The organism is Brachybacterium massiliense (genome assembly GCF_900184245.1).
Taxonomy (GTDB): domain Bacteria; phylum Actinomycetota; class Actinomycetes; order Actinomycetales; family Dermabacteraceae; genus Brachybacterium; species Brachybacterium massiliense.
This window is the reverse complement of sequence record NZ_FXXB01000008.1, coordinates 1,134,598-1,160,817: the sequence shown is the minus strand read 5'-3', so window position 1 is coordinate 1,160,817 and position 26,220 is coordinate 1,134,598. Positions and strand designations below refer to the sequence as shown.

The following is a 26,220-nucleotide window of genomic DNA, read 5'->3' as shown; positions in this document are numbered from 1 at the left end:
GGTGCGGGACGGGCCCGGCCTGGTCAGAGCTGGGAGTAGAGAGTGCGCAGGAGATCTCCGTACGCGTCGTTGCCCAGCGAACGGTGACCTGGACCGAGATCGATCTCGGTGGTGCTGAACCGCTCCCCGTGCCCGGCGGCCTGGAACGCTGCGCGCAGCGGTCCCTCGTGCCGCTTGACGTGGACCTTGTCCTCGGGATTGGACACGAGCTCGACGCGCGGGAACGTCCCGGCAGTGGCATATCGCTCGAGAACGCTGAGACGCTTCGGGTCGAAGGACGAGCGGGAGATGTCCGCGATGCCGAGCGCGGGCTCCACCGCCGAATGCACCAGCCTGCGCGAGTACTGACGCAGGTCGGTCTGCGGGCTCATCGCGACGACCACTGCCTCGGGCAGGAAGGAGGCGACCTGGAGGGCTGCGAAGCCGCCGCCCGAGCTGCCCGCCAGCACGATATGGCGCACCCCCAGCGCATCGGCCGCGCGGCGGATCACGGTCGCCAGGTGGGGGGTCAGGTCATCGTGCTCGGTACCCAGGTACCAGCCGAGCCGCATCGCACCGGAGAGGTCCAGAGTCGGATCGGCCAGCGCGAGGGTCGGGCCGAGGCCGAGTTCGATCTGGTAGCGCCAGCGCAGGAAGATGGGCAGGCGCATCTTGGCGCGGTCCACGGCGCCCTGGAAGAGCACCGTGAGGACGTCTCCCTGCTCCGGCTGGAGTGCGATCGGCAGCACCAGCGGGCCGACGTCGACGGTATGGATCGCTGCAGCGCGGGGGCGGGAGGGCAGAGAGAACTCCGTCCCGTGGTTCTGCACCGGCAGCGGATAGTGGGTGGGCCTCCAGCGAGAGTCCCGGGCCCAGTTCAGCAACGACGTGCGCTGCGGCTGGATCTTCGCCGGGTCGATCCTGCCGCGGACCACCTGGCGCAGATCTGTCATCGCGGCGAGCACACCGAGGTCGACGTCCTGGGTCAGCCCGTGGGCACGAGCCGCCTCGCCCAGCACACCGGCGGACTGGCGGCGTTCCGCGTCGGTCGCGCCATACGCGGCGCGTCGTGCCTCGGCGATGAGGCCGAAGATCTCCTGGCGCGTCGCGGGGTCGAGATGGTCGGGGCGTGCCCCCTTCTCCGGACGAGGCGCGAGCGGCAGCTCCGGCACCGCAGGCTGCGAGGTCTCCGTGTCCTCCTCCACCTCCCCCGGGAAGACCACATGATCGGGGTGCACGATCATCTGCTCGGTCACCCGGCCGGTGGCCACCTCGAGACTGAACACAGCTCCCTCGACAGGCATCGAGGAGACCGTGGGGTCCGTGCCGTCCCCTGTGGCGAACACGGTGATGAAACGGAAGCTCGTCCCCGACTTGGACGCGGTGACCGCAGTGGCCGGCACCTTCTTCTTCCACCCGGTCGCCACCCAGCCGTCGAAGGGCTTGGCGCTGCCCGTGACCTGGTCGAGAGCGGACGCCGTGCCCGCGAAGGCGAGAAGCGCCCGGTGCTGCCCCGACCGGAGCGCGACCCGGTTCCTGGTGATCTGCGCATCGACGCCTTCGCCAAGCTGCCATCGTTGGTGCGCGGTGACCTGCTCGGGGGAGCGCACATGGTCGATCACCACGAGATAGTCGCCGCTGCGCGAGTAGATGACGCGACGAGTCAGATCGATCCCGGCGAAGCTGTCGTCGCTGAACAGGAAGTCGTAGGCGCGCTGGGTGATGGTGCGGCGGGTCAGCTCGACCGTCGCCCCCTTCGATGGCCGCAGGCCGTCGATCGAGACCAGGCTGTGCGAGGCGCGGTCGAGCATGTATTTGCGCTCCACGCCTCCGCCGTACTGGTACTTGCCGGGGTCCACCACCCAGTTCACCGTGTCCGAGCTGATGGTCAATGAACCGCCGTCGGGATGCCCGTGCACCCTGTCGGAGGCCCCGAAGCTCACGGAGAAGAACGTCTCCTCGTCGAGGTTCTTCTCCATCTCGCCCCAGCCGCTGCGGGCGAAGAGATAGCCGCGGTCGTAGATCTTCAGCAGATCCGCGGGAGCTTCGCCATCCGAGCCGCCGGAGCTGACGTAGTCCGTGTAGGGGGAGCGGACGCCTCTCGGTGACCCGCCGTCGGTATCGCCGATGGGCGTGAACGTCCCGTCCGGGCGCGTGGCATGTGCGATCTGCTCGGGAGCGAGGGCGTGCCGAGTGGCGGCGGCAGGGCGGGGGAGCCCCTCGGCGTCGAACCGCTTGAGCACCCGCTCGTACCAGAGGTAGTTGTTGTAGTGGTAGGCGATGGCGCCCTCCGCGTTCACCCCCTGCTCGTCGTACGCCTCCTCCAGCAGCGCATCGAACCGTCGCACCGCGAGCTCCCAGTACTCGGTCTCTCCGAGGACGCGACCGCAGACGAACAGCGCTTCGTGCTGATGCAGGGCATGGTTCGCATGGCCGAGATTGCTCGGGTCAGCGAGGTGGTCCGCGTGGTCGCGGATGGTCTCTTCGAGCCATCCGAGGTCCTCGGGGCTGTGATCCCGAAGGAGCGGTGCGGCGAGGCAGAGGTTGATGGCGCGGATGCCGTCCACCATGTCGCTCCAGACCCACTCGTGCGCGGGGGCATGGCGCGGATTGCTCGACACCCAGTCGCGGGCGTAGCGGATCCACATCGCCAGGGCGTCCTTGTCACCGTCCGCACCCGCTCTGCGCACGGGATCCAGCCATCGCAGCATGTGGAACTGGCTGCGCCAGTTGACGTCACGGAAAGGATCCGCAGCCCAGTCGATCGCAGCAGGCAGCTGCCACTCGGGATGCGGGGACATGCTCAGGACCCCGGAGAGGAGCTGCCGCACGGCACCTTCGCGGTAGGAACCGCCGAGGGACTGCCGTTCGGCAGCAGCGAAGTCGAGGCTCATCTGGTGTGCAGACCTTTCGATGTGCGGATCGGCCAGGGGCCGTGGCTCACGCCTGCGGGGACGCGGTGAGAGTGGAGTAGATGCTCGCGATCCGCTGGGACAGGGTGCGCCAGTCGCGGTGCTCGACCACCCAGCTCCGGGAGCTGAGGCCGAGCTGGCGGGTGAACGCCGGATCATCCAGCAGGCGCTCGAGCTGCTCGACGAGGGAGTCGGCGCTGCCCTTGGTGTGAAGGAGCCCGTTGAGCCCCGGGCTGACGATCTCGGCGAGGGCCGCGACATCGGAGGCGACCACCGCCTTGCCCATCGCCATCGCCTCGAACGGCTTGAGAGGTGAGACCATCTCGCACACGGGAAGCGGCAGGCGGGGGAACGGCGTGATGTCGATGATCGAGTAGTAGCGTTCGACCTCCTCATGGGGCACGCGCCCGGTGAACGTGATGACGTCGGTGAGGCCCTCGGCCTCGGCGGTGGCTCGAAGAGCTTCCAGCTGCGCCCCGTCGCCGATGATGAGCACGTGGAAGTCCGCTCGTGAGCGAGCGAGCTGCTTCGCGGCGTCGAGCAGAAGATCCAGCCCCTCGTAGTCGACGATGGTCCCCACATAGCCGATGACGGTCTTGCCGGCGACTCCGAGGGACTCGGCGAGCTCCTCGTTGCGAGGGATCGGGGTGAAGCGTTCTGTGTCCACGCCGTTGGGGACGAGCGTGATCTTGTCGCTGTCCACACCGCGCGCCACGAGTTCGTCCTTCAGTGCCTCGGTGATCGCGAGGACGTGCGTGGCTCCGCGCGCTGCGTCGGCCTCCATCCGCGCGATGTATGTGTACTGGTCGCTGCGGGCCCACTCGGGATCGCGGGATCCGCGGGTGACCTCCCAGAGGCCGCGGACCTCGTAGACGGAGGGGATGCCGAGGCGGCGGGCGGTCTTCACCGCCGTCAGGCCGTTCCAGTGGTTCGAGGCGGCATGGATGATTGCGGGGCGCTCGGCATGGGCCAGCGGGAGAAGCTGGTCGGCGTAGCGCTCGGTGTAGTCGAACATCGGATTCTTCTTCTCGATGTCCCGTCCCGCGAGGAGGTGGTGGTAGTCGACCTCGCCGATCCGCTCATGTGCCGGGAGATCAGGAGCATCGGCCATGCCCGGCATGTCGTAGGGGTAGCCGAGGCGGGTCACGCCGTCCACGTCCCACCCGCTGCGGTTCAGCTCGGTGAGCAGGCCGTGGGTGCGTGTGGCGTATCCGCCGGAGTGATGGGGGAGCGAGTTGTGGAGCAGGTAGAGGACGTGGTCACGACGGGGCTCATAGGCGGGCTCCGCCGCCATCTCGGGCAGCGGGAAGCCGTTCCGAGCCAGCTCCGCGTTGCGGACCACCGTCTCCTTCGGCAGGGACCGGGTGGAGTCCTGCCGACTCCACCACAGGCGAAGCTGCGGCAATCCGCCCTGGCGGAAGTGCCAGAGGGCCGCGCGAAGGGACGACACACGCTGGGAGAGCGGAACGGGCACGGAGACCTCCAGGACGGCGAGGGGGCTGTGTCATCTTACGGTGGGGTGGGCGGCGCATGAGCCCGGGATGCTGCGCTGGAGGACTCGCGGAGCCGGCCGGCTCGGGAACGACGAGGGGTGACCCTTCAGTAGCGAGTCGTGGGACACAGCATGAATGACGTCCTAGTGACAATTAGTGAACGATGCACAACCTCGCCTTCAGGGTTGGGTAGTCTCAAACTTGTGAGCATCCTGAATCCCGTCCCCCATGGCGCCTCGACCGACGCATCCGCCATGGTGGCTCTCGCGTGATGGCGAGCACGGAGGCTTCGGCGCGCAACCGGCGGATCATGACGATCTACGGCACTCGACCGGAGGCGATCAAGGTCGCCCCGATCATCAAGGAGATCGAGCGCGCCGAGGGGCTCGAGAACATCGTCGTGGTGACCGGCCAGCATCGCGAGATGCTCGATCAGGTCAACGACATGTTCGCCATCCTTCCTGATCACGACCTGAACATCATGGCGAGTGGTCAGGGCCTGAATCAGATCGCGGCACGGGTGATCGCAGGGGTGGACGAAGTGCTCGCCGCGGAGGAGCCCGATGCGGTGATCGTCCAGGGCGACACCACCACCGTCATGGGGGCTGCGATTGCCGCCTTCAACCGTCACATTCCCGTGATCCACCTCGAGGCCGGGCTCCGCTCGGGCAACATCGACTCACCGTTCCCCGAGGAGGCCAATCGGCGCCTCACCGGGCAGGTCGCTGCACTCCACCTGGCCCCGACGCCCACGAGTCGCGACAACCTGCTGCGCGAGGCCATCAGGGAGAAGGACATCGTGGTCACCGGCAACACGGTGATCGACACCCTGTTCTTCGCCGCGGAGAACCTCGAGGTGGAGTTCCAGGACCCCCGGCTCGAGAGGCTGCGGCGCGAGAAGGCCGAAGGGTCCGAGCAGCCCGTGTTGCTCGTCACCGCGCATCGCCGCGAGAACCTCGGCGAGGCGATGTCCTCGATCGGGCAGGCCGTGGCCGACCTCGCCGAGAAGTACCCCCAGCTCCTGATCGTCTTTCCCCTGCACATGAACCCGAAGGTGCGCAGCTCGGTGGTGCCCTTCCTCGAGGGGCGCGAGAACGTGGTGCTCCTCGAGCCGCTTCCGTACGCTCAGTTCACCAAGGCGATCACGTTGGCGGACGTGGTCCTCACCGACTCCGGGGGAGTGCAGGAAGAGGCCCCCAGCCTCGGCAAGCCGGTGCTGGTGATGCGGGAGAACACCGAACGACCGGAAGCGGTGATCGCCGGGACGGTGAAGCTGATCGGCACGCATCGCCAGCGGCTGGTCGACGAGGTCTCCCTGCTGCTGGACTCGCAGGAGGCCTACAACGGCATGGCGAACGCAGTGAACCCGTACGGAGACGGGAACGCCGCAGAGCGCGCTGTGGGCGCGATCCGATGGAAGTTCATCGGCGCAGAGAGACCCTCGGACTTCTCCGCTGAGAACGACAAGACCCCATGAGCAGCGATGCTCACCCCCACTGCATGACCAAGGAGTTGAGAAGATGACCAGCAAGACAGTCACCATCGTCGGGCAGGGCTACGTGGGGCTGCCGCTCGCGCAGGCTGCGGTGCGCGCCGGATGGGCCGTCAACGGCCTCGACGTCACGGAATCCCTGGTGGACGCGCTGAACTCGGGGAAGTCCCACGTGGACGACCTCAGCGATGCCGATATCCAGGAGATGCTCGACCTGGGATATCGCGCGACCACGGACCAGTCGGCGGTCTCCACCTCGGACGTGGTGGTCATCTGCGTGCCCACTCCGCTGGGCGACGGCGGCAGCCCGGATCTCGGCGCGGTCAAGGGCGCCAGCCGCTCCGTGGGAGACAACCTCACCTCCGGCACCACCGTGATCCTCGAGTCCACGACCTACCCGGGCACCACCGATGACATCGTCAAGCCGATCCTCGAGATGGCGTCAGGGCTCACCGCCGGAACCGACTTCCAGCTCGCCTACTCCCCGGAGCGGGTGGATCCCGGATCCAAGCACTACGGCATCAAGAACACGCCCAAGCTCATGGGCGGCATCAACGACGCCTCCACCCAGGCCGCGGTGGCCTTCTACGGAACGTTCATCGATGAGCCCGTGCCGATGGACGGCATGCGCGAGGCGGAGACCGCCAAGCTGCTCGAGAACACGTTCCGTCACGTGAACATCGCGCTGGTGAACGAGATGACGAAGTTCTGCAAGGAGCTGAACATCGACATCTGGGAGGTCATCCGCGGCGCCTCGACGAAGCCGTTCGGCTTCATGAAGTTCACGCCCGGACCGGGCGTGGGAGGTCACTGCATCCCCATCGACCCGAACTACCTCTCCTACGAGGTGCGCAATCAGCTCGGCTACCCGTTCCGGTTCGTGGAGCTCGCGCAGGAGATCAACAACTCCATGCCGCGGTACGTGGTCGATCGAGTGGGAGAGATGCTCAATGACCATCGCAAGCCGCTAAATGGCTCCGAGGTGCTGCTGCTGGGCGTCACCTACAAGGCAGACATCGCAGACCAGCGCGAGTCGCCGGCCATGCCGGTGGCGGAGGCTCTGCGGGAGCGCGGCGCCGTGATCCGCTTCCACGATCCGATGGTCGAGACCTGGAACCTGGAGAGCGGCAACGTCACCCGCGAAGCCGACCTCGACGCCGCAGTGGCCAGTGCGGACGTGGTGGTGGTGCTCCAGGCCCACGAGTCCTACGACCTCGAGAAGCTCGCGAGCTCGGCCAAGGTCATGCTCGACACCCGAGGCGTCGCACCGAAGCCGGCTGTCCGTCTCTGACGATCCCCGCCGCCCGGGCTCGCGCGACACGTGACCAGAGCCCGGGCATGAACTCCTCCCGCACCTTCGACTCGGAAGTCGCCCTGTGAAGCTCCTCTTCTCGAAATTCGGTCTCCTCGCACTGGCGGGCGTCGCGCTGACTGCGATCTCCGTGGTGCTGTTCGCTGTGGGTGCGACGCAGTGGGGAGCCGCCGTGCTCGCTCTCGCCGTGATCGGAATGTTCGGCCTGATCCTGCTGTCCCACGGGTACACGGTCCGCAGCACTGTCCGTGCGCGAGAGATCCAGCAGCGGGACACCCGCACCCTCTATCACAGCCTCGACAAGACCTCGAAAGCCACCGCTGCCACGAAGGCGAAGGTCACGCAGCTGGCGGATTCCTTCGACTCCTCAGGCGTGAGCGGCGCGGTGAAAGCCGGATCCAAGGCACTGCTGGAGGACGCGAAGCAGTCGCTCCGCAAGGACATGCAGAAGACCTCGACGGGCAACTCCGTGGGCGGCGGCGGCGCGTACTTCGGCATCGGCACGGAGTTCGAGTACGGGGAGCGCGCGGGCAAGGCGCCCGGGCACTTCGAGACCTTCGCCCTGCGTTCGAAGAGTGTCGCGATGCGCGATGCGTTCGCTCGCTCGGCGACGAACCTCCAGTTCGACTACGGGGAGATGCTCCGGATCGTGCGGGCTCTGCGCGCCGGCAAGGCACCGGGCGCAGGATCGGTGGTGAAGGGCTGGTCGGCGAAGGGGATTCTCGCCACCGCGCGCGTGGTCGCGAACCAGCGTCTCACCCCCAGCGACTCCGGTGACGCCGTGCTGCTGTTCCGCCTCGTGAAGGACATCTTCGGGGTGGGGAAGCTGGGCCGCAGCGACGCCTACGTGTTCGCCGAGGCGCTCGCCCTCGAGGGGCAGCACAACGAGGCCGCCCGCGTGTTCCGGGAGTCCAAGCTGTCCCGGCGGGACCCGATGCAGGCGAAGCTCATGGAGCTCAACGCCGTGCACAAGCGCGGACTGGACAGCGCCGAGAACCGTGATCGCTGGGCGGCAGCGCTCAACTCCGTCTACGCGGCGGAGGAGCTCGCCCCGGTCGCCTTCCGGGAGCCGCTCGGGCCCACGCTGTTGGATTCGCTGCGCTGCGAGGCGCCGGCCCGGAGCGTGGACGGGCCGAAGGTCTCCGTGCTCGTGCCCTCCTTCAACGGTTCCGAGCACATCACCACCACGCTCGACTCCCTGGCCGGCCAGACCTGGAAGAACCTCGAGATCATCGTGGTCGATGACTTCTCGGATCCCGCTCATCGCGAGCGGCTGCAGGAGATCTGCGCCCGGTACGAGGACGTCACCCTGCTGCTGCAGCCGGAGAACCTCGGGGCCTACATGGCTCGGAACCGCGCCCTCACCGTTGCCGACGGCGAGTTCGTCACCGTGCACGATGACGATGACTGGTCGCATCCGCAGAAGCTCGAGATCCAGGTGAACCATCTGCTGGAGCACCCGGAGCAGGCGGCGAACATGACCCGCCATGCTCGTACCTCCGAGGACCTGCAGCTCACCCGCATCAACAACAACCCCTCCTTCTCCCAGGCGAACTTCTCCTCTCTCCTGACCCGCCGGGAGCTCGTGGACCAGCTGGGCGGATGGGACACCGTCAACCGCGGTGCCGACGCCGAGTTCCGCGACCGCGTGGTGAAGCTGACCGAGCAGCCGGTGGAGATCGTGGGCACCGCGCCGCTCTCGTTCACCCGCACCCACGGCGCCTCGCTGACCGCCGGGGAGATCGGCCGCGGCTACATCGATCCGGCGCGGCTGTTCTACCAGTCCGCATACTTCCGCTCCCTGCACTCCGCGGAGGTGGTGGACGGAAAGCTCCAGCAGGAAGACTTCCCGCGGCCGCTGAACATGAAGCCGGGGATGCGGGGTAAGCACCTGGGAACCTTCGACGTCGTCTTCGCCACCGATTTCCGCTTCCCGGGCGGTACCACCTCGCTGACCACCAACGAGATCGAGTTCGCGGCGCAGCGGGGCCTTCGGGTGGGGATGATCCAGCTGGACTCCCCGATGAACTCGACGAAGGACTCGATCGGGCTGCGCGCTCTGGACGTCGCGCAGCTCGACAACGTCGAGGTGCTGTCGCTGAACGACCAAGCGGATGTGAACCTCCTGGTGGTCCGCCATCCCACGGTGCTCCAGTTCGCGGAGTCGCTCACCACCAAGCTCGCGGTGGGTCACGTGGTGGTGGTGGTGAACAACCCGCCCATCCTCACCGGCGGCACCGGCGTGGTGTTCGATCTGGAGACGGTGCGCGACAACGCGGCGAAGCTCTTCGGTGTCACCCCCGATATCGCGCCGGAGAGCGAGGTGACCAGGCATCTGGCCCTCACCATGGTGCACTCGAGCGTGCTCGCGGACTACGACTGGCCCGGCTTCATCGATACCGAGCGGTTCCGCCCCGCTGCGCAGGACGAGCCTCGCGGCGAGGTGCCGGTGCTCGGTCGCCACTCCCGTGACGCAGTGCTGAAGTGGCCGGACAAGCGCTCCACCACCCTGTCCGTGTATGGCGGGGACGACGAGCTCGACGTGCGTATCCTCGGAGGCGTGACGTCACAGCCGAAGGAGCTGCAGGAGGAGCTGCGCGCCGCCGCGACGGTCGTCGAGTTCGGCGAGCAGGCCCCCGAGGAGTTCCTGCAGGGCCTGGATTTCTGGGCGTACTTCCACTCGGATTCGCTGACGGAGTCCTTCGGGATGTCCACGGTCGAGGCGATGGCCAGCGGCCTGGTGGTGTTCCTGCCCCGTTACATGCGCCCGAACTTCGATGACGGTGCCGTCTATGCGGAACCCGGCCAGGTGCGGGAGAAGATCCGCGAGTACTGGCAGGATCCCGAGCAGCTGCAGGCGCAGCGCCAGCGGGCCCGTGAGGTCGTGATGGAGCGGTACTCCGCAGAATCCTTCTCCGGCAGGCTCTCATCGCTCGTGGTAAAGGGGAAGAACGCTCTGCACGAGCGGGGAGCCAGCTGATGCCTGGCTCACGGCTGCGGCGACCAGGAACGAGGACGATTCTGGCCCTCGCTGCGTTTGTTTTCGTGACTGGACTTGTGCTGCTTGTCCTCGACTCCTCGTCGATCACCGACACGGCGGGAGCGGTACTGGTCTGTGCGGGGTGGGCAGTGACAGCGTACGCGGCGGTTCGCCAGAGGGACATCGCTGTGCAGGCGCTGCGCGCTTCTCGGGAGGAGCGCAAGAAGCGCCAGGACGACGAGCAGAAAGCGCGCAGAACCCTCACCACGAAGATCTCCACGGCACAGGCAGAGCAAGCGCGCCAGGTGAAGCGCCAGGCACGATCCTTGGCCAGAATCGAAGACGCCCTTCGACAGATTCAGGTCTCGGGAACAGCAGGATTCATCCATACCGAGCCATCCGATCAGATCGATGTGCTCTTTGTGACGAGTAATGGGGCCGGGCTGGGGCATGTCACGCGACTGCTTGCTGTCGCCGAGCAGCTGCCTGACGGCTACCGTTACGAACTGCTCACCCTGTCCAAGGCCTACGAGCAGGTGCGGGCGCCAGGCCTGACGGTGCACTATTTCCCCTCGAGCGACGCAACGCAGGAACGTCCACACCGCTGGAACCGGGTCTTCCGATCTTATTTCCGTCGTCTCGTCGAGGAGCGCTGTCCGCGAGCGGTCGTTTTCGACGGCACGTGGGTGTACTCGGGGCTCACCGATGTGTGCCGTGCGAACGATATCCCCCTCATCTGGGTCCAGCGCGGCATGTGGAAAGAGGAGAAGGACCGAACGTCTCGACAGAGGCACGACGTTTTCAAAGTTGCTGACGAAGTAATCGTTCCGGGGGACTTCGCTGGTTCCGAAGACATTGACGCCGGCCCGGGTGTCTCTCCACTTCACGTGGGTCCCATCGTGCGTACCTCACGATCAGATCTGCTCACACGTACGGAGGCATGCGAGAAGCTCGGCCTTGACCCGGCGGGCGCCTACGCCCTCGTCAGCGTGGGACGGCAGGCTATCGATGGCGATGGGTCTGGCAGTGTGGATGTCCCTGAGCTGGTTCGCGAGTTGTGCCCGGGGACAACGCCCGTACAGGTGGTGTCCCCGCTCGCTGCGGCGGGATCTGGCTCCCCGCATGCTGAGCAGATCGAGGTGTACCCGGTGATGCCGCTGGTGCGCGCGTTCGATTTCGTCGTCTCCGCTGCTGGGTACAACTCGTCCCAGGAAGCCGTTGCTCTTGGTATCCCCACCATTCTCGTACCGGACCTGGCAACGGTGACTGATGATCAGGAGCGCCGGGCGAGGCTGCTCGCCGAGAAGGGCCTGGTTCTGACAGCAAAGAGCATCACCGAGCTCCGGGACGCTCTGGCGAGCATCACCACCCGCGGTGTTCGAGAAGAGCTCATGTCGTCTTTGTCCAACATCGACGCGCCTCGAGGAGCTGCGGAGGCGGCCCAGGCTCTCCACGAGATGGTGGAGCGGTCGAAGTGGCCGGTCAATGCGACCACAATTGGCTCAGGAGTTCCGAGTCGCCCAGAGGAAGAATGAGGTGTGCGCATGAGTGAGGGCAGTGAGCTCATAGTCAACGCGGAAGAAGCCGCCTACTTCCGGCTATTCGGCTGGCGTGCCGACCGATGGGCGATCTCGTCGGAGTCGATGCTTGCCCTGGAGATATTCGCACACCTCGCATCCAGTGGCACCAAGACCTACGCCCAGGTCGTGGATGACGTTGACGCGTCGCGGTTCGATGGGTACGACTCGCTCTACTTGGCGCGCTTGTTTCGCATCGTTGCAGTTCGCCCCGCGCTCGAGTATCAGCACGACCTCGCCCTTAAGGCGATGGATCATTCTGTGCCAGAAGCGCCCAAGACCTCGGCGACGATACCGCTGAGGAGCCTCTACTTCGAGTTACTCTTCTGGAACGGGCGGTTCGAGGATGCCGAGAAGGTTCTGGCAGCGGATAGCGACCTAGCGCAGCTCTACCATGGGTATTTCGAGGCAGACCTCCTGAACCCCTACGTACGCGGCGACGGGCAGGGAAGCGATCTCTGGCTGGACAAGTTCAATGAAGTCTTTCGCGCCCATGGGCTCGCCGAGATCGACGTGTCCCCCGGTGCAGAAGTGCCGTTTGACGGCCTCACCACGAGGACCCCTCCCGCCGAACTCAGCCAGGCGGATGCCGCGGCGGAACGGACGTCCGGCGGCGACTCGTTGGCGGATGACTGCCCACTTGTGTCGGTCATCCTCACCACGTTCAATCCTCAGCCTGCAGAGCTCCTGACTTCGGTACGGTCCATCGTGAATCAGACGTGGCGCAATATCGAACTCCTCGTCGTTGATGATCACTCGACGGAGGTTCCTACTACGCTCTTCGATGAGCTTCGGGCCATGGATCATCGAGTACGAGTCATCCGCATGCCGCAGAACGGCGGGACGTATCTGGCACGTAACGCCGGCATCCAGGAGGCCGAGGGGGAGTACGTCACAGGCCAGGACACGGATGACTGGTCGCATCCGCAGCGCATCGAGAAGCAACTACGCGCCTTCCATGGCCGGCAAGACCTTGCCGGTGTGGTCGCCGCAGCGAATAGGACTGATGACCGACTGGTGCGGACCGCGGTCGGGTTCTTGCCGCAACGGCGATGTGAAGTGAGTCTGATGTTCCGGCGCGACGACGCCGTGGCGATGGGCGGCTATCTCCCGATGCGAAAGGGTGCGGACAGCGAGTTCAGGGAGCGCCTGATGCTCCACACCGGCGGAGCGGTCGAAGAGCTCAGCGACCCGCTGTATATGACCCGGCTCTCTCATGGTTCTCTCTCGCGAGCAGACTTTAGGCACGGATGGACGGCGCCGCACCGTCTTGCCTTCTCTAGCGCCTACCGAGCGTGGCATGGGCAGAAGGACGGCCATCTGGAAGCGCTGGCCACAGGCAGGGCGCAAGTCAGTCCGTTCACGGCACCCCGCAAGATCTCTGGTCAGGAAGCGACCGCTGACGCGCTGGATGTCTGTTTCGTGGCGGATTGGCGTGCGAACGGTGAGCTGGAACGCGCTGCGATCGATGAGATCGGAGCCGTGATCGAGGCTGGCGCTAACGTGGGAATTCTCCACCTGGACTCCCCGTTCAGTGTCGCGATCTCGCCGCGCGCACTGAATCCCATAGTCCAGGCTTGGATCAATGGTGGTGTCGTCACTCAGGTCATGCCGGATGAAGACATCCTCGTGCGCCTGATGATCGTGCGAGATCCTGCAGTCATTGACTATGCGAGATCCACCGAGATGGCTCTGCAGGTAGAACGACTCCTTTTCATAGCTACAGATCGGCCACACGATCGGACGGATGAGTGGAGGACCTATGACCCCAGCCGAGTCGGACGGGCAGCAAGAAGACTCACCGGCGTGGAGGGCTCGTGGGTCCTCGAGGAAGGTCTTGAGGCCGAGGATTTCAGCCGACGATTCAACGTTGACTGCCTTGACCTTGACTACCCACTCGTTGTCTCAGAACGATATTTTGCTCGGCCCGTAAGGCAAGCGAACGAACTCGGCCTCGTCGTGGGTCGTGGAAACGGCCAGTTCGTGTCCGACTGGCCTGAGCCCGACGAGACACAAGCCGCATACCTCACGGATCCCGCTGTTGACGTGCGGATCCTTGGGGATTCTGCCGGAGGACAGGCACTCCTCGGGTTGCGTCGACTTCCCCCGACTTGGACCACCTTTAGGAACGTTGAACACGATCCGATTCACTTCTGGAGATCTGTGCACGTGGTGTTCCACTTTGATCGGCGCTCCCGTGGTGCATCTCGGGACCGGGCGATCATTGAAGCCCTCGCAGCGGGGACCCCGGTGCTCTGTTCACCAAGGTATGAAAGAGTCTTCGGTAACGCGGTCATAGGGGTGGATCCGCAAGATGCGGTTCTGACTTATCGGAAACTTTTGAGCGAATCGGCGCGCGAAGATGGCATTGCTGAGCGGGGGGTGGAGTTTGTGCGGGAAAGATTCTCCTCAGAACCTTTCGTCAAGTTCATTGCTGAACAAGTGGATGCAAGAAAAACCGGAAGGCTGACGGCATGATGAAATTGGATCTTAAGGGGCTGCTAGCGATTGGTGGCGTGTCCGTTTCGGTGTCGCTCGTCGCGATAATTGCGCTGGCTGCCGCAATTGGCGAACCTCGATTCAGTCTGTTCATAGTTTTCTTGGCCACCTTCGTCCTAGTATTTGGTGCGACTGTACTGGGTTGGCTCCTCAACGCGCGACAACTTCGCGCAGAGAGAGTTCTCGGGACGAATCGAATCATCCGCGAATTGAAATCGCTCGATAAGAGATTTTCCGACGAGTTCAACTCCCTGCGTGAGCTGCTGGACGCTGTTCGGCAGCAAGATTTTGAACTAGAAGCACACCAGCGGAAGATGCAGAATGTACTGCGTTCTGAGTTCCACACTTCTCGCAAACGGCTAGCTGAGATCATGGTCGCCCAGCGAGAGACCCGGGAAGGCGTGGGCGATCTCCTAGAGAAGAGCTTGGCTTCTGGGGTAAAGTTGGAAGAGATTCGTTCACTCGCCTCGCATGTACGCAAGATTTCCGGAACGACGGAAGCTATCGAGTCGCGTGAGCGGAAGATTTTGAATCTTCTCCGAAGTGAGAATCGTGATAGCCAGGTGCGCGCAGATGCTCTCCAGCGTGCTCTGGCAGCCCAGAGCAAGTCAATCTCTGAAGCCACGACCAACGTCGAAGCCGCGAACGTAGCCGTGAAGAAGATGCACAACTTCCTCCGTCGCGACGGAAGTATCCAAACTGCGCTCGACCGATTTACTGCCGCGGAGCGACGAGTTCTTGCTGCGGTGGAGACTGCGGGACTGGACCACGCAGACCAAGTGGCGGCGTTGCATTCCGCAGTTCTTGCGGACCTTATGAAGGAGCGCTCAGAGCTTTCGCGAATTGATAGCGATCTTGCCGCGGATCTGCAGCACGTTCGCACAGAACTGACTGGCGACGTAGCACAGTTGGCGGCGGGTGTGGACAACCTTAGTACGTTTGTTTCAGATGCGCTGGAGCGCGCGGCCAACAAGGAGTCCGCATTCGAAGAGGCATCTGCTCAAGCAGAGGCGAGTCTGGACGGCCGGCTCCGCAGCTTCGAAGAGAAGATTTCGTCTCTCGTGGAGACGCGTGCTTCTGGCGACAGCTCTGCAGTGGTTGAAAATGCGGAACCGGAGTCGGTCGTCGAGACGACATCTGGGGAGTCCACTCTGTTGACTCAGATGACTCGAGCGATCGAATCCACCAATAGAGCCCTCATTCAGGCGCAGACTGGAAGGCTCGAACGGTTTGCCAAGCGCCAGTCTATTGACGTTGTGCGTCAGGTAGAGGCACTTGCTCAATTGCTTCCACGGGTGGATACCGTTACGCGTAGATATCCGCCGTTGGGATGGTGGGCGCTCCCGGCAGACACCATCTTGTTCTTGTCTGACTATATAGAGCGGGAGCGTCCAAAAAAGATTCTAGAAGTCGGCAGTGGGTCCTCGAGCGTTTGGATCGGGACATTTGCTGAACGAGTGGGCGCCCAGGTGGTCTCGCTTGAGCATGATCGCTCGTTCGCGCAGAAGACGCGGGAGCTAGTTGAAACGCACGGGTTGCAGGAAGTGGTGACTGTTCATCACGCCGCTCTGCGCCCGATGGAGATTGGCGGAGAGTCATTTAGTTGGTATGACCTTGACGTCATCGAGAGTCTCGAAGGCCCCTTTGATGTTCTCGTAGTTGATGGTCCTCCGGAGTCAACTGGAGACGAAGCGAGAATGCCCGCACTTCCTGTTCTAGAGCATCTACTCTCAGGGAGCTGCCTCGTCCTTCTGGACGATACCCATCGTCCCGCCGAGCAGGAGATCCTCAGGAAGTGGACTGAAGAACTGGAAGGATTTGAACGTGTCGATAGCGACCTTATGCGGACCGGAGTAATGCGGCGAAGAATGTAGTTTGTGTTCCAACCGGGACGGCAAGTGAGCTCTGCCCAACGGTCGTGTCGATATATGCGATTGGCGCTGGCTCCGTATGTAGCAAGCTGCCTAGCGCCGTCCCGACCTATACTGAAGTCGTCTTGGATGGAAGAAGGTTCACTTGTCTAGTTCCCTAGCGAGTAGTTTAGTTACCTACTTGGACATGTAGGGATGATCCTAATGTGCAGGACGCACATGTCAGAGGAGAAGTAATGAAGAGAACCGCCGTCGTCCACTTCGAGGATGCCATCCACAAGCTCTACGTCGCTGACCCTGAAGTCAGTTTCGACACGAGATACTACACATCGCCCGATTTTCTTGCGCGACCGAACTCGACTCTGAGGCTGAGCCTCGTCAACTTTACTGCTCTTCGTGAGATTTCTCGTAGGCACCCCGTGGAGATCTTTCACTACAGTGAAGTTAATGGCAATGTCGAGGTGCTCAATGGGTTCGAGCAGATTGTTATCAATACAGTCGCATCAAAGAGGACCGAATCCCTGCTCGAGCAGTTGTTTGCGCGGATCGCAAACTTCACCCCAATGCCCGAGCTTATCATTGGTACTGAATATTCATGGACCAATAATGTCAAGAATGGAAACATTTCTCCCCTTCTTGTTGACCGGCTCTACAAGGACCACGTTATGCGGCTCTTCGCGGCTCGTGGTGAAGGAGAGCGTCGCGTCGCTGGCGTAGAACGACCCGTGGTCCTGCTGTGATGGGTGTTGTCTAGACAGCCACATCCCAGAGGACCACGAGCCTGTGCATGAGAATACGGGTTCGCAGCGAGATGCTGCGAGCACGATCTTCAACCTGCCCGACTACCGCGTCATCGACGCGATCGACCTGCCCGATGGAGGCCGGCGGGTGGTGATCGAATCCATCGAGCCGCCGGGCTGTCCGTCGTGCGGGGTGCTCGCGACCAAGGCCCACTCCCGCCGATCCCAGAAGGTGCGAGACGTGCCCGTGGCCGGGGCGATGGCGGTGGTGTGGGCCAAGCGGCGCTGGTTCTGCCTCGAGTCGGCCTGCGCCCGGCGCACGTTCTGGGAAGCGACCGACCAGGTCCCGCACCGCGCGCGCTCGACGACCCGGCTGCGGGATCAGGTCGTCTCCGCGGTGATCACCTCTGGCCGGGCAGCCTCGGAAGTCGCCCGGGCCCATGGCGTCTCGTGGTGGCTGGTCCAGGCCGCGCTGGCGGCTGCCGCCGTGGTCCTGCCCACCGCCGAGGACGTGTCAGTGACGCGCCTGGGCATCGATGAGCACCGCTACCGGTCGGTGCGCTGGTTCCGCACCGACGACGGTGCCTGGAGACGGTTCGAGCCCTGGATGACGACCCTGGTCGACCTCTCCACCGGGCAGGTCCTCGGTATCGTCGACGGCCGGGACTCCACCGCCGTCGGCGACTGGCTCGCCCAGCGCTCCGAGCTCTGGCGGGAGCGGATCGAGATCGTCGCCATCGATCCCTCGGCCGCGTTCCGCAAAGCACTGCGGACCTACCTGCCCCGCGTTGCGGTCTCGGTCGACAAGTTCCACCTCGTCAAGCTCGGAAACGACATGGTCACCACCGTCCGTCAACGCCTAGCCCGCACCCATCGCGGTCGTCGCGGCCGCAAGGACGACCCGGCCTGGGCCCACCGGATGCTGCTGCTACGCGGCGCTGACACCCTCACTCCACGGGCCTGGGAGCGGTTGGAGTCGGTGTTCCGCACCGATGACCCCACCGACGAGCTCTCGGCCGCCTGGGGCATCAAGGAGCAGCTCCGCCGCTTGCTGGCCACCGACACCCTCGCCCAGGCCTGGGACGAACGGATGCGGATGGGCTACTTCGCCCAGCTCGCGAACATGCCCGAGGCGACCAAGCTCTACGACACCGTCGTGACCTGGTGGGACGCGATCGAGGTCCTCATCGTCACCGGCGCGACCACCGCCCGAGTCGAGGCAGCGAACACCGGCATCAAGAACATCAAACGCACCGGCCGCGGCTTCCGTAACGCGGAGAACTACCGGACCCGTATCCTGTTAGCCAGCGCCGCGAGAACCGTAGCGTGAATACCCGCTACAGCAGGGTCATTCACCACGAACCGCGAAGAGCCTCGAATCCGCGCACCATCTCCTGCACGATCACCTTGGCCTCATGGCCACGCCGCTTCTGCAGGGCGATGCACTCGCGGAATGTCTCCTCGAAGTTCGCCTCGCGCACGTTGAGATAGACGCCGACACCGAGGGTGAGCGAATGAGCCTTCACCACCACCTCGGGATGCGCTGCGAAGGCCTCCTTGCGGGCACGTGCGGCCTCGTCCTCGGTGTATGTGCGGGACCATGGGATGCGCACCCCCTTAGCCTCGAGGATCTCGTTCGTCGCGATCTTGTCGTTGCAGATCGCGGAGCTCGCCTTCGGGCAGCTCGGCAGAAGCCGCGTGTGGATGTAGGCGAGGCGCGTGCCATCGGCCCGATGCATCTCGACGAAGGGGTGCCCCTTCTTGTTGTGCCGGATCGTGTGGGGGATCCCCACCTCTTCGACCGCCCGGATCCAGTTCCCCATGATGGTGGTGCTCGAGTCCTGGCCGTAGACGTTGCGTCGTCGCTCGCTCAGCTGATCGAGGATGTATTCGAGGTGGGTGACGTCCACGTGCGGGGCTCCTGGTTGTTCGTGAGGGTCGTGGGTGTGCGGGAGGGCTACGCCAGCCGCATCCCGATGGCGACGGGGAACTGTGCTCGAGAGGCGACCCGAATCCGCGCGTCTGCGGCGACCGCTTCGCGTCGGATCAGCTTCGCGGCAGCGTCGACCGCCTGCCCCTCGCCTGCGATCGCGATCTCGAAGTGCCCGTCTCGGACGCGGCCCAGCTGGCCGTGCACGGCGGTACGGTTCAAACGCCCCAGCAGCGACGAGCGGAGCGCCGGGAGGCGGTCTGCGGCACCATCGAGCCGGAGCACGTTCCATGCCGGCGTGCGAAGGGTGGGCATCGGGGGAATCTCGACAGCCGCTGCGGACCGCGACACCAGCAGGCGATTCACCTGGTCGAGCGGGAAGTACCAGCTGTCCGAGCCCGGAAGTCGGGCCGACCCCGGGAAGTACTGGTCCACGATGGCGGAGGGGACGTCGCGCTGCTCACCCTTGCCCGGATACATGTGCCCGCCCAGCCCGGCCGAGGGGTTGAGCTCATTGATGAAGGCAGGGGAGTCTGCGCGCGTCGCATCCTCCACCAGCAGGTCCACGCCGGCGTGGGCGAGCCCCCGGGTCGCGGTGACCGCGTCGATCGCGATCTGCTTGATCTCCTTCGGCAGCGAGTCGGTGAGATCCCAGCTGTCGCCGCCCTGCGCCAGGTTCGCGGCCTCCCTCAGGTAGACCACCTGCCCCTCTGACGGGACGGAGCTCTTGCTGAGCCCCGATGCCTGGAGGACCCGCAGGGATTGCTCATCCAGGCGCAGGCGATGGTTGCGCAGGTGCGGGTTGCCGTCGCGCGCGCTGTTCTTGGCGTCGATCAGCTGCTGGATGGTCGAGGCCCCGTCACCCACGACGTTCCCAGGTTCTGCGAGCGTCACCGCGACGACCCGCCCACCGGCTACGGAGACGCGCAGGGCATCGCCGCGGATGTGCTGTTCAAGCACCAGATCGTCGCAGCCGAGCTCACCCACCAGATGATCGAGCGCAGAGGAGAGTTCCACGATGCTCTCCAGTCGCGGATACACGCCGCGGCCCTTCGCCCACGCGTTGGGCTTCAAGCACACGGGGAAGCCGAGCTCTTTCGCGTACTCGAGCACCTCCGTGGTGTCGATCGCCCCGCGGAACGCGCGACCTCTCGGCGCGGGGAGGCCCGCAGCCAGCAGGCTCTCGCGAGTGCCCTGCTTGTCGCCGCTCGCCTTCGCGATCGCGTCCTGCGTGGGACTGGTGAGACGGGTCTGCCAGAAGGTGCGGCGCGACTCCCCGTCGGAGATCGTGTACCGGGCGTTGGGGCGCAGCGTCACCTCGAGCCCCCTCCGCCACGCCTCGAGAGGGACGAGCGCCCAGAGGCTGTTGGAGAGGCTGAAGAAGGGCTGGCTGAGATCGGGCCAGGACTGGATCTCGCTGTTTCTCACGGGGGCTCCTCGAGTCGTGACCGTCGGTGCGATGCCGGGAAGGCGGTGTGGTGGCCGGGCAGCGGTGGAGCCGCATGCACCCGGCAGGGTGCGGACCCCCTCTCGACGGCCCGTGGACGATAGTAGTTCGCTGGGAGGTCTCGCATCGCACGATCTGTTCTGTGGACCCCGCGAGGCGATCACGCACATAGTGCTCTGCAGGGGGATAGGCTCGAGTGATGCACAAAGTGTTCATCTACGGTGGGTGCACCAGCAGAGATGCTGTCGACCACTACGAGGATTACGGTCTTGAACTGCACAGCTACATCGCTCGGCAATCGCTGATCAGCGCGTATCGTCCCGCTGACGCGAAGCTGTTCGATACTGCCGGTATTGAAGGAACCTTCCAGCGGCGCATGGTGCGCGGCGACATCGCCAGCACCCTGCCGACCCACCTGGCCGAGAACGCGGCCGAGATCGACGTCATGGTCTGGGACTTGATGATCGAGCGCGTGGGAGTTCAGAAGGTCAGGTCCGGAGGGATGATCACGCGCAATGGCGTGCCCCGGCGCGCAGGGGTGCAGCCCGATGCGCTGGGAGGTTCGTACACCTTCGGCACCGATGAGCATCTTCGCCAGTGGAAGTGGGCGCTCTACAAGCTCGTCGACACCCTCCGCGAGGTCGACCTGCGCGGCAAGGTGATCATCAACGCGACTCCGTGGGCCACCGTGGACCAGAACGGCGAGCGGATGAAGACCGATTCCAGCATGACCCCCGAGTGGTTCAACGAGAAGGTGCTGCGCTACTGGGATGAAGCGGAGCGCGAAGGGTTCAAGGTGGCGCGAGTGCGCCAGGAGGACGCGATCGCGGACACCGGGCACAAGTGGGGCCCCGCCTACTTCCACTACGTCCCCGAGACCTACCGGGCGCAGCTGCGCGCGATCACCGAGCTGCTCTGAGGAGCGGCTGCCTCACGCGCGGCCGCGGCTGTTCCAGATCCCCTTGGTGTCCAGCACGATCTTGCTGCGCAGGCTCTCGGGATCGACGGCCTTGAACGGTGCGTGATCGACGAGCAGGAGCACGATGTCCGCCTGCTCCAGGGCGTTGTCGAGCTCACTCAGCTCGACGTTCGAGCGCTCCGCGAGCTCGGACGGCAGCTCATCGATGTTCGGCTCCACCACGAGCACGGTCCCCTCGGAGAGCTTCTCGGCGAGGTTGCCCACGATGGTACGGCTGGGTGACTGGCGGAGGTCGTCGATGTTCGCCTTGAACGCGATGCCGAGCGCGGCGATGCGCGGGGCCTTGAAACGCTCCGCGATCTCGAGCGTCTTCTGGAGCACAGCGTCGGGCTTCGAATCGTTGACCTGGCGTGCCGTGCTGATGAGCCGAGACGTCTCCGGCGCCGCGGCCACGATGAACCAGGGATCCACGGCGATGCAGTGGCCACCCACACCGGGACCGGGCTGGAGGATGTTCACTCGCGGGTGATGGTTCGCGAGGTCGATCAGCTCCCAGACGTCGATGTCCAGCTGGTCGGAGATCAGGGAGAGCTCGTTGGCGAACGCGATGTTCACGTCGCGGAACGCGTTCTCGGTCAGTTTGGCCATCTCGGCGGTCCGAGCGTCGGTGAGCAGCAGCTCACCGCGGCAGAACGAGGCGTACAGGTCACGGGTCAGCTCGGAGGCCTCCGTGGTGGTGCCGCCGACGATGCGGTCGTTCTCGACCATCTCGATCATGATCCTGCCCGGGAGCACGCGCTCCGGGGCATGGGAGAAGTACACGGAGGAGGGCAGTCCCGGGTCCGCGGTGAGGTCCGGGCGCTTCTCGAGGATCACCTCGGCCATGCGCTCGGTGGTGCCGGGAGGGGACGTCGACTCCAGAACGATCAGCTCACCGCCCTGGAGCTGCTCGGCGATCGAACCGGCGGCCGATTCGATGTAGGTGAGGTCCGCAGTGTGGCCGTCCTTGAAGGGGGTCGGCACGGCGACGATGTACGCGTCCGCCGGCGGAACGGTGACCTGCGCGCTCAGCCGCTCGCGAGCCACCGTTCCGGCGACGACGGTCTCGAGCCCCTCCTCGACGAACGGGACCCGCCCCTCATTGACCGCGCCGACCACCGACTCGTTGAGGTCGACACCGATCACCCGCTTGCCGGCCTGGGCGAGCACTGCGGCGGTGGGCAGACCGATGTATCCGAGGCCGATGACGCTCACGGAATCGAGCGGGTTGGTCGCCATCATGGGGTGCTCCTCGGGTGGGTCAGCGGTGTCGGGAAAGGGATCGGGAGTGGGGGAGAGGTCAGCGGGCAGCGGGGCGGCGAGCTCGCCACCATGTCAGAGCTCGTGCGAGATGCTCGCGGAACTCCGGGGGAGTCATCGCGCCGTGACCCTCCTTCTGCCCCTCGTACAGAGCCAGCCAGCGCTTGCCGCGAGGCTCCTCCTCGCCCGTCGGGGTGGCACCGAGGGCTGCGCGGAACGGCTCGAAATGGGTGTCCAGGTAGTGGGGATCGCGGGTGCTCTGCGCGTAGTAGACGAAGTTGTCCATCGGGCGCCGCCTGTACAGAGCAGGCATGTTGAAGCGCTCGGGGAATGCGTCGAGGAGCTTCTCGGGATCCCAGCCCGGCCACACCGTGGAGAAGTAGTTCTTCTTCGCGGTGGGGAAGCAGCGATGGATGTCGGTCGCCGGCGCCTGGACGTAGGCGAGGGACCCAGGGAAGTGCGCGGACAGGCGCAGTGCGGTGTGCCCGCCTCCGGAGCCCCCGATGAACACGACGTGCTTGGCGCCCGAACGGCCTTTCGCCCGCGCGATCACCTTGAAGATGTCGTCCATCGGGTCCCAGCCGGGGCCGCCGAGATACCAGCTGAGCAGCATCGACTTGGACCGGTCCATGCGAAGGGTCGGATCGGCGAAGGCGATGTGCGCAGGGAAGAGCTTCTCGAGGGACTGCACCCGCTCGAAACGCGGGTAGAGGTACTTGTCCTTGCGGTATGCGCCGTGGAAGGTCACCGCCAGCTCGTCCGCCGCTCCCAGCCGTGCATAGAAGTCGAGCGTGAGACCATTCGCCAGGGGAACGGTGTGCACCGCAGTGGACTGCCCGTTGAAGCGGAGCGAGCTGATGGACCGCTGTTTCACCGAGGGCACCTGGAAGTGGTCGTCCCACTCCTCCTGGAGTCCGCTCTTGGGGTTCACCCGCGGGTAACGAGAGTTGGCCATCAGGTCCTCGGAGTCGACGTGTGTGCTCCCCTAGCGGGAAAGCTTGAGAATTTCACCCATGCTAATCGGGTGCACGCTGTGCAGCATCATCGAGTTGGACACATATCCGGAAACGGGTGCTAGGCGGTGCGCAGATGCACAGTGAACGCCCGGCCGCCCCGGCTCTGGGTGCGCGCGCTCACGCGGGTCCCGCTCCCGGTGTCCCGCACCGTGACGTTCCCCGTGCTGATCTCCTCGACCTCGTCCAGGCTCCACGTCCCGCTCAGCGTCACCGTGATCTGGCGGAGCTTCTGCGTCGGCTCGGTGAGGCGGAGCGAGATCCGACCTTCCTCCTGCGCGATGGAGATGAGCAGCGGCTGGGAGCAGTCGACCCGCACGCCGTCCGCAGCGTCGAACATGACTGGCTTCCAGACCGCCGCTGCCCGCGAAGCGGGACCGAGGGAGACGATCTGCGCCGTGCCGTCGTTGCGCACCACCTGGGTGGGGTGCTCACCGGCGAGGAGCTGGTCGGCCAGGTCGCGCGTCGCCTCCAGGGAAGCGGCCGGCAGGAGCATCCAGGCCGCCCCCTCCGGCCCGGAGTGGTGCAGGTCGAGCGCGGCCCACTCCCGATCCACCCGCTGGCCCCGGGGTATCGCCTCGACGTCGCGCTCCACACGGACGGTGCTGCCCACGCGACGGGTCACCCCTGCTGTCACGGTGCCCGGTCGGAGGAGCACGTATCCGCCGACCTCCTGGATGTGAGCCCAGCGGGCATCGGGCAAGGTCGTGGGGTCGTGGATCTCCTCGCCGTCGACGACGAGGGTCGCGGGAGCTCCCTCGGGGAACATCCGGTTCTCGACCGTGGTGAAGGCGTGGAAGTCGCTGTGGATGTCGCTGACCAGCTCCACGATCGAGTCCGGTCCCGCGACGGAGAATCGCCGGCATCCGGGGGCCTCGTCGTCGAGCCCGGGCTGATGCATCGCCGTCACGCTGAGCTGCCCGTCGAGGAGCCCTCCCGCCCATTCGCTGTCCGGGACGTTGTCCGTCCCGCCTCGGGTGACCATCGGTTCGAATGCGACTCGATGATTGGTGGTGCCCGGTGGGCGGCTGTAGTCCAGAGTCGCCCAGAAGTAGTCGTCGAACGGTGCAGGATCATCGCCGATGAACAGGTAGCGCATCGAGTTCCCTGTCAGCAGCCCCCAGGAGTTCTCCGCCTCGGTGCCTTCGAAGGCGGCGATGCGATCGCTGCACATCGAGACCGCAGCAGTCCAGCTGCCGGCGCGATGCACGAGCCTGTCCATGGACGCGAAGTACGTCGAGGGCGGGCCCTCCACCTCCTTCACCCGGCGCTCGGCGATGGGCTGGAGCGCCGCCGCTCCGGGCAGATCGCCGCCGGCCAGCAGATCCACCGTCGGATTCTCGGACGCCCACCAGCCGATCAGATCGAACCAGTGCTGGGATCTCGCCGGAGGCGCCGTACGAGCGATCTCGGCGATAGCTCCCACCAGGCCCCGCCCGATCACAGAGCCGTTGGATCGCATTCGCCCCACTGCGCGGCCGCGCACACCGTCGAGAACATGGCCGTTGACCATCACCGGCAGGAACGCCGAGTCGATCAGGTCCCATACCTGTTCGCGGCCCTCGACGTCGTAATCGGTCCCATGCAGCAGGGAGAGCATCGGGGCGAGGTTCCGCAGCAGGTCGGAGCCGTAGTTGCCGGTGTAGGGGATGTCGATGTGCTGGATGAAACCGCCGTCGGCGTAGAAGCCGTCCAGTCGGTCCACGATCTCCCACGTGGAAGGAAGGATGCCCACGCACTCGCGGATCCGGGCGGTGTCATCCTCCGCGATCGCGGCGACGAGAGCGCTGCGCACCGCGCTCACGCGATTGGACGCGGTGGTCGGATAGTTCATGAGCTCGCTGTAGGTGGGATCCGGGTTGAAGTAGCGGATCGCGGCGCCGGCGTCCTGCAGCACGGATCCGGGGAGCTCGTCGCGCAGCAGGCACATCAGATCGGCCAGGGGCCGTGCGGCTCCGATCTCCCAGTCCCACCAGTTGTCGTAGGTCTCTGCGCCTTCGTGGTACCCGTAGGCGAGCAATTGTTCGGTGCCGTCGAGGACGGTCTCGAGCACCTGCTGGCTGTCGGAGAACTCGGAGCCAGGTGTCGCCCACGCCCGCGCCATCGACGCGAGCCAGGTCGCAGAGTTCGAGAAGGCGCCCGAGTCCTCGCCGTCGACGGGGAATCGCGCGAAGATGCCCGTGCCGTCCGCGGCGTCAGCGGCGCTGTCGAGGTAGGTGCGCACCTCAGAGTCCATCGCCTCGAGATGAGTGCGCACCCGAGGCTGGGCGACGTCGATCCTGGACCGCGCCGTGATCATCTCGATCCAACGCTCACGGAGATCGACGGGCCACTCGACCAAGGGGGTGTGGGAAGGGGCAGCCGGAATCAGCACGGCGCCGATCGCGGTCACGGCCCCTGCGCCGGCGAGGAATGCTCTGCGAGGGATCGCGTCCCGCGTCCCGCTCGCTTCGCGCATCGCATCCTCTCGAGTCAGCAGGTCACCTCCCGGAGCAGGGAGCTCCCCAGCGGTCATCCGCAACCAGACTAACGAGCTGATGCCCTGGCGTGTTCAGTCGGTGAGCAGGGAAGCGGCGGCACTCACTCCCTTCCCGCCGGCGCCGGTGAGCCGTTTCCGGCCGTGCTTGTTCGCCAGCGGACAAGAGCGGGCGCGGCCAACCTCGAGCCCCCGAGGTGACCGGTCTCGCTGAATCGTGCCGATCCACGACCGATACATTCACAAGTGACAAAACTTTTCCACCGGCGCGCTCCGGTGCT

Annotated in this window: 16 protein-coding genes; 9 read left to right on the top strand and 7 right to left on the bottom strand. The window is 65.2% G+C overall.

The window, feature by feature from the left end:
• Window positions 1-23: 23 nt before the first annotated feature.
• Together BN4251_RS15215 and BN4251_RS15210 are read right to left on the bottom strand one after the other, a co-directional pair.
• On the bottom strand, window positions 24-2,873 hold the full coding sequence (locus BN4251_RS15215) for a heparinase II/III domain-containing protein (protein WP_170931992.1): 2,850 nt from the start codon (window positions 2,871-2,873) through the stop codon (window positions 24-26).
• A 46-nt stretch (window positions 2,874-2,919) separates the two neighbouring features.
• Window positions 2,920-4,233, bottom strand: a complete 1,314-nt coding sequence (locus BN4251_RS15210) for a glycosyltransferase (protein WP_087485875.1) — start codon at window positions 4,231-4,233, stop codon at window positions 2,920-2,922.
• A gap of 422 nt (window positions 4,234-4,655) precedes the next feature.
• Here BN4251_RS15210 and wecB point away from each other — a divergent pair, with 422 nt between their 5' ends.
• From wecB to BN4251_RS15175, 8 genes are all read left to right on the top strand, one after another.
• Window positions 4,656-5,861 carry a non-hydrolyzing UDP-N-acetylglucosamine 2-epimerase gene (wecB, locus tag BN4251_RS15205; RefSeq protein ID WP_087485874.1) on the top strand — a complete coding sequence of 402 codons (1,206 nt, stop codon included), beginning with the start codon at window positions 4,656-4,658 and terminating at the stop codon, window positions 5,859-5,861.
• 43 nt (window positions 5,862-5,904) lie between these two features.
• The gene (locus BN4251_RS15200) at window positions 5,905-7,167 is read left to right on the top strand and encodes a nucleotide sugar dehydrogenase (protein WP_087485873.1); all 1,263 of its coding nucleotides are present in this window, start codon (window positions 5,905-5,907) and stop codon (window positions 7,165-7,167) included.
• Between the two features lie 85 nt (window positions 7,168-7,252).
• A complete protein-coding gene (locus BN4251_RS15195; protein WP_087485872.1) occupies window positions 7,253-10,168 on the top strand; it encodes a glycosyltransferase in 2,916 nt (971 codons plus the stop codon).
• A 77-nt stretch (window positions 10,169-10,245) separates the two neighbouring features.
• Window positions 10,246-11,703, top strand: a complete 1,458-nt coding sequence (locus tag BN4251_RS15190; protein ID WP_087485871.1) for a glycosyltransferase — start codon at window positions 10,246-10,248, stop codon at window positions 11,701-11,703.
• A 9-nt stretch (window positions 11,704-11,712) separates the two neighbouring features.
• The gene (locus BN4251_RS15185) at window positions 11,713-14,223 is read left to right on the top strand and encodes a glycosyltransferase family 2 protein (RefSeq protein ID WP_087485870.1); all 2,511 of its coding nucleotides are present in this window, start codon (window positions 11,713-11,715) and stop codon (window positions 14,221-14,223) included.
• Window positions 14,220-16,118, top strand: a complete 1,899-nt coding sequence (locus BN4251_RS15180) for a class I SAM-dependent methyltransferase (protein ID WP_087485869.1) — start codon at window positions 14,220-14,222, stop codon at window positions 16,116-16,118. The genes BN4251_RS15185 and BN4251_RS15180 overlap by 4 nt, the downstream gene beginning before the upstream one ends.
• A 233-nt stretch (window positions 16,119-16,351) precedes the next feature.
• Entirely contained in the window at window positions 16,352-16,855 is a 504-nt protein-coding gene (locus BN4251_RS18085) for a hypothetical protein (protein ID WP_140398460.1), read from the top strand.
• Between the two features lie 43 nt (window positions 16,856-16,898).
• Entirely contained in the window at window positions 16,899-18,185 is a 1,287-nt protein-coding gene (locus BN4251_RS15175; RefSeq protein ID WP_087485868.1) for an ISL3 family transposase, read from the top strand.
• A 22-nt stretch (window positions 18,186-18,207) separates the two neighbouring features.
• On the opposite strand, the gene BN4251_RS18370 is transcribed toward BN4251_RS15175, so the two are convergent.
• Both BN4251_RS18370 and BN4251_RS18365 read right to left on the bottom strand, forming a co-directional pair.
• Window positions 18,208-18,765: an ATP-grasp domain-containing protein gene (locus BN4251_RS18370; RefSeq protein ID WP_087485867.1), complete on the bottom strand. Its 558-nt coding sequence runs from the start codon at window positions 18,763-18,765 to the stop codon at window positions 18,208-18,210.
• Between the two features lie 47 nt (window positions 18,766-18,812).
• Window positions 18,813-20,213, bottom strand: coding sequence for a hypothetical protein (locus tag BN4251_RS18365; protein ID WP_087485866.1), 1,401 nt, complete (start codon window positions 20,211-20,213; stop codon window positions 18,813-18,815).
• Window positions 20,214-20,431: 218 nt separating this feature from the next.
• Between BN4251_RS18365 and BN4251_RS15160 the strand changes: the two genes are divergently transcribed.
• Window positions 20,432-21,151 (top strand): DUF6270 domain-containing protein, encoded by a 720-nt coding sequence (locus BN4251_RS15160; RefSeq protein WP_140398458.1) that lies wholly within the window; start codon window positions 20,432-20,434, stop codon window positions 21,149-21,151.
• A gap of 12 nt (window positions 21,152-21,163) precedes the next feature.
• Here BN4251_RS15160 and wecC read toward each other — a convergent pair whose 3' ends face one another.
• The 3 genes from wecC to BN4251_RS15145 all read right to left on the bottom strand — a co-directional run bounded on the left by wecC (window position 21,164) and on the right by BN4251_RS15145 (window position 25,921).
• Window positions 21,164-22,432, bottom strand: a complete 1,269-nt coding sequence (wecC, locus tag BN4251_RS15155) for a UDP-N-acetyl-D-mannosamine dehydrogenase (protein WP_087485864.1) — start codon at window positions 22,430-22,432, stop codon at window positions 21,164-21,166.
• Between the two features lie 58 nt (window positions 22,433-22,490).
• On the bottom strand, window positions 22,491-23,405 hold the full coding sequence (locus BN4251_RS15150) for an alpha/beta hydrolase (RefSeq protein ID WP_087485863.1): 915 nt from the start codon (window positions 23,403-23,405) through the stop codon (window positions 22,491-22,493).
• Between the two features lie 119 nt (window positions 23,406-23,524).
• Window positions 23,525-25,921, bottom strand: a complete 2,397-nt coding sequence (locus BN4251_RS15145; protein WP_170931991.1) for a polysaccharide lyase family 8 super-sandwich domain-containing protein — start codon at window positions 25,919-25,921, stop codon at window positions 23,525-23,527.
• Between the last annotated feature and the right edge of the window lie 299 nt (window positions 25,922-26,220).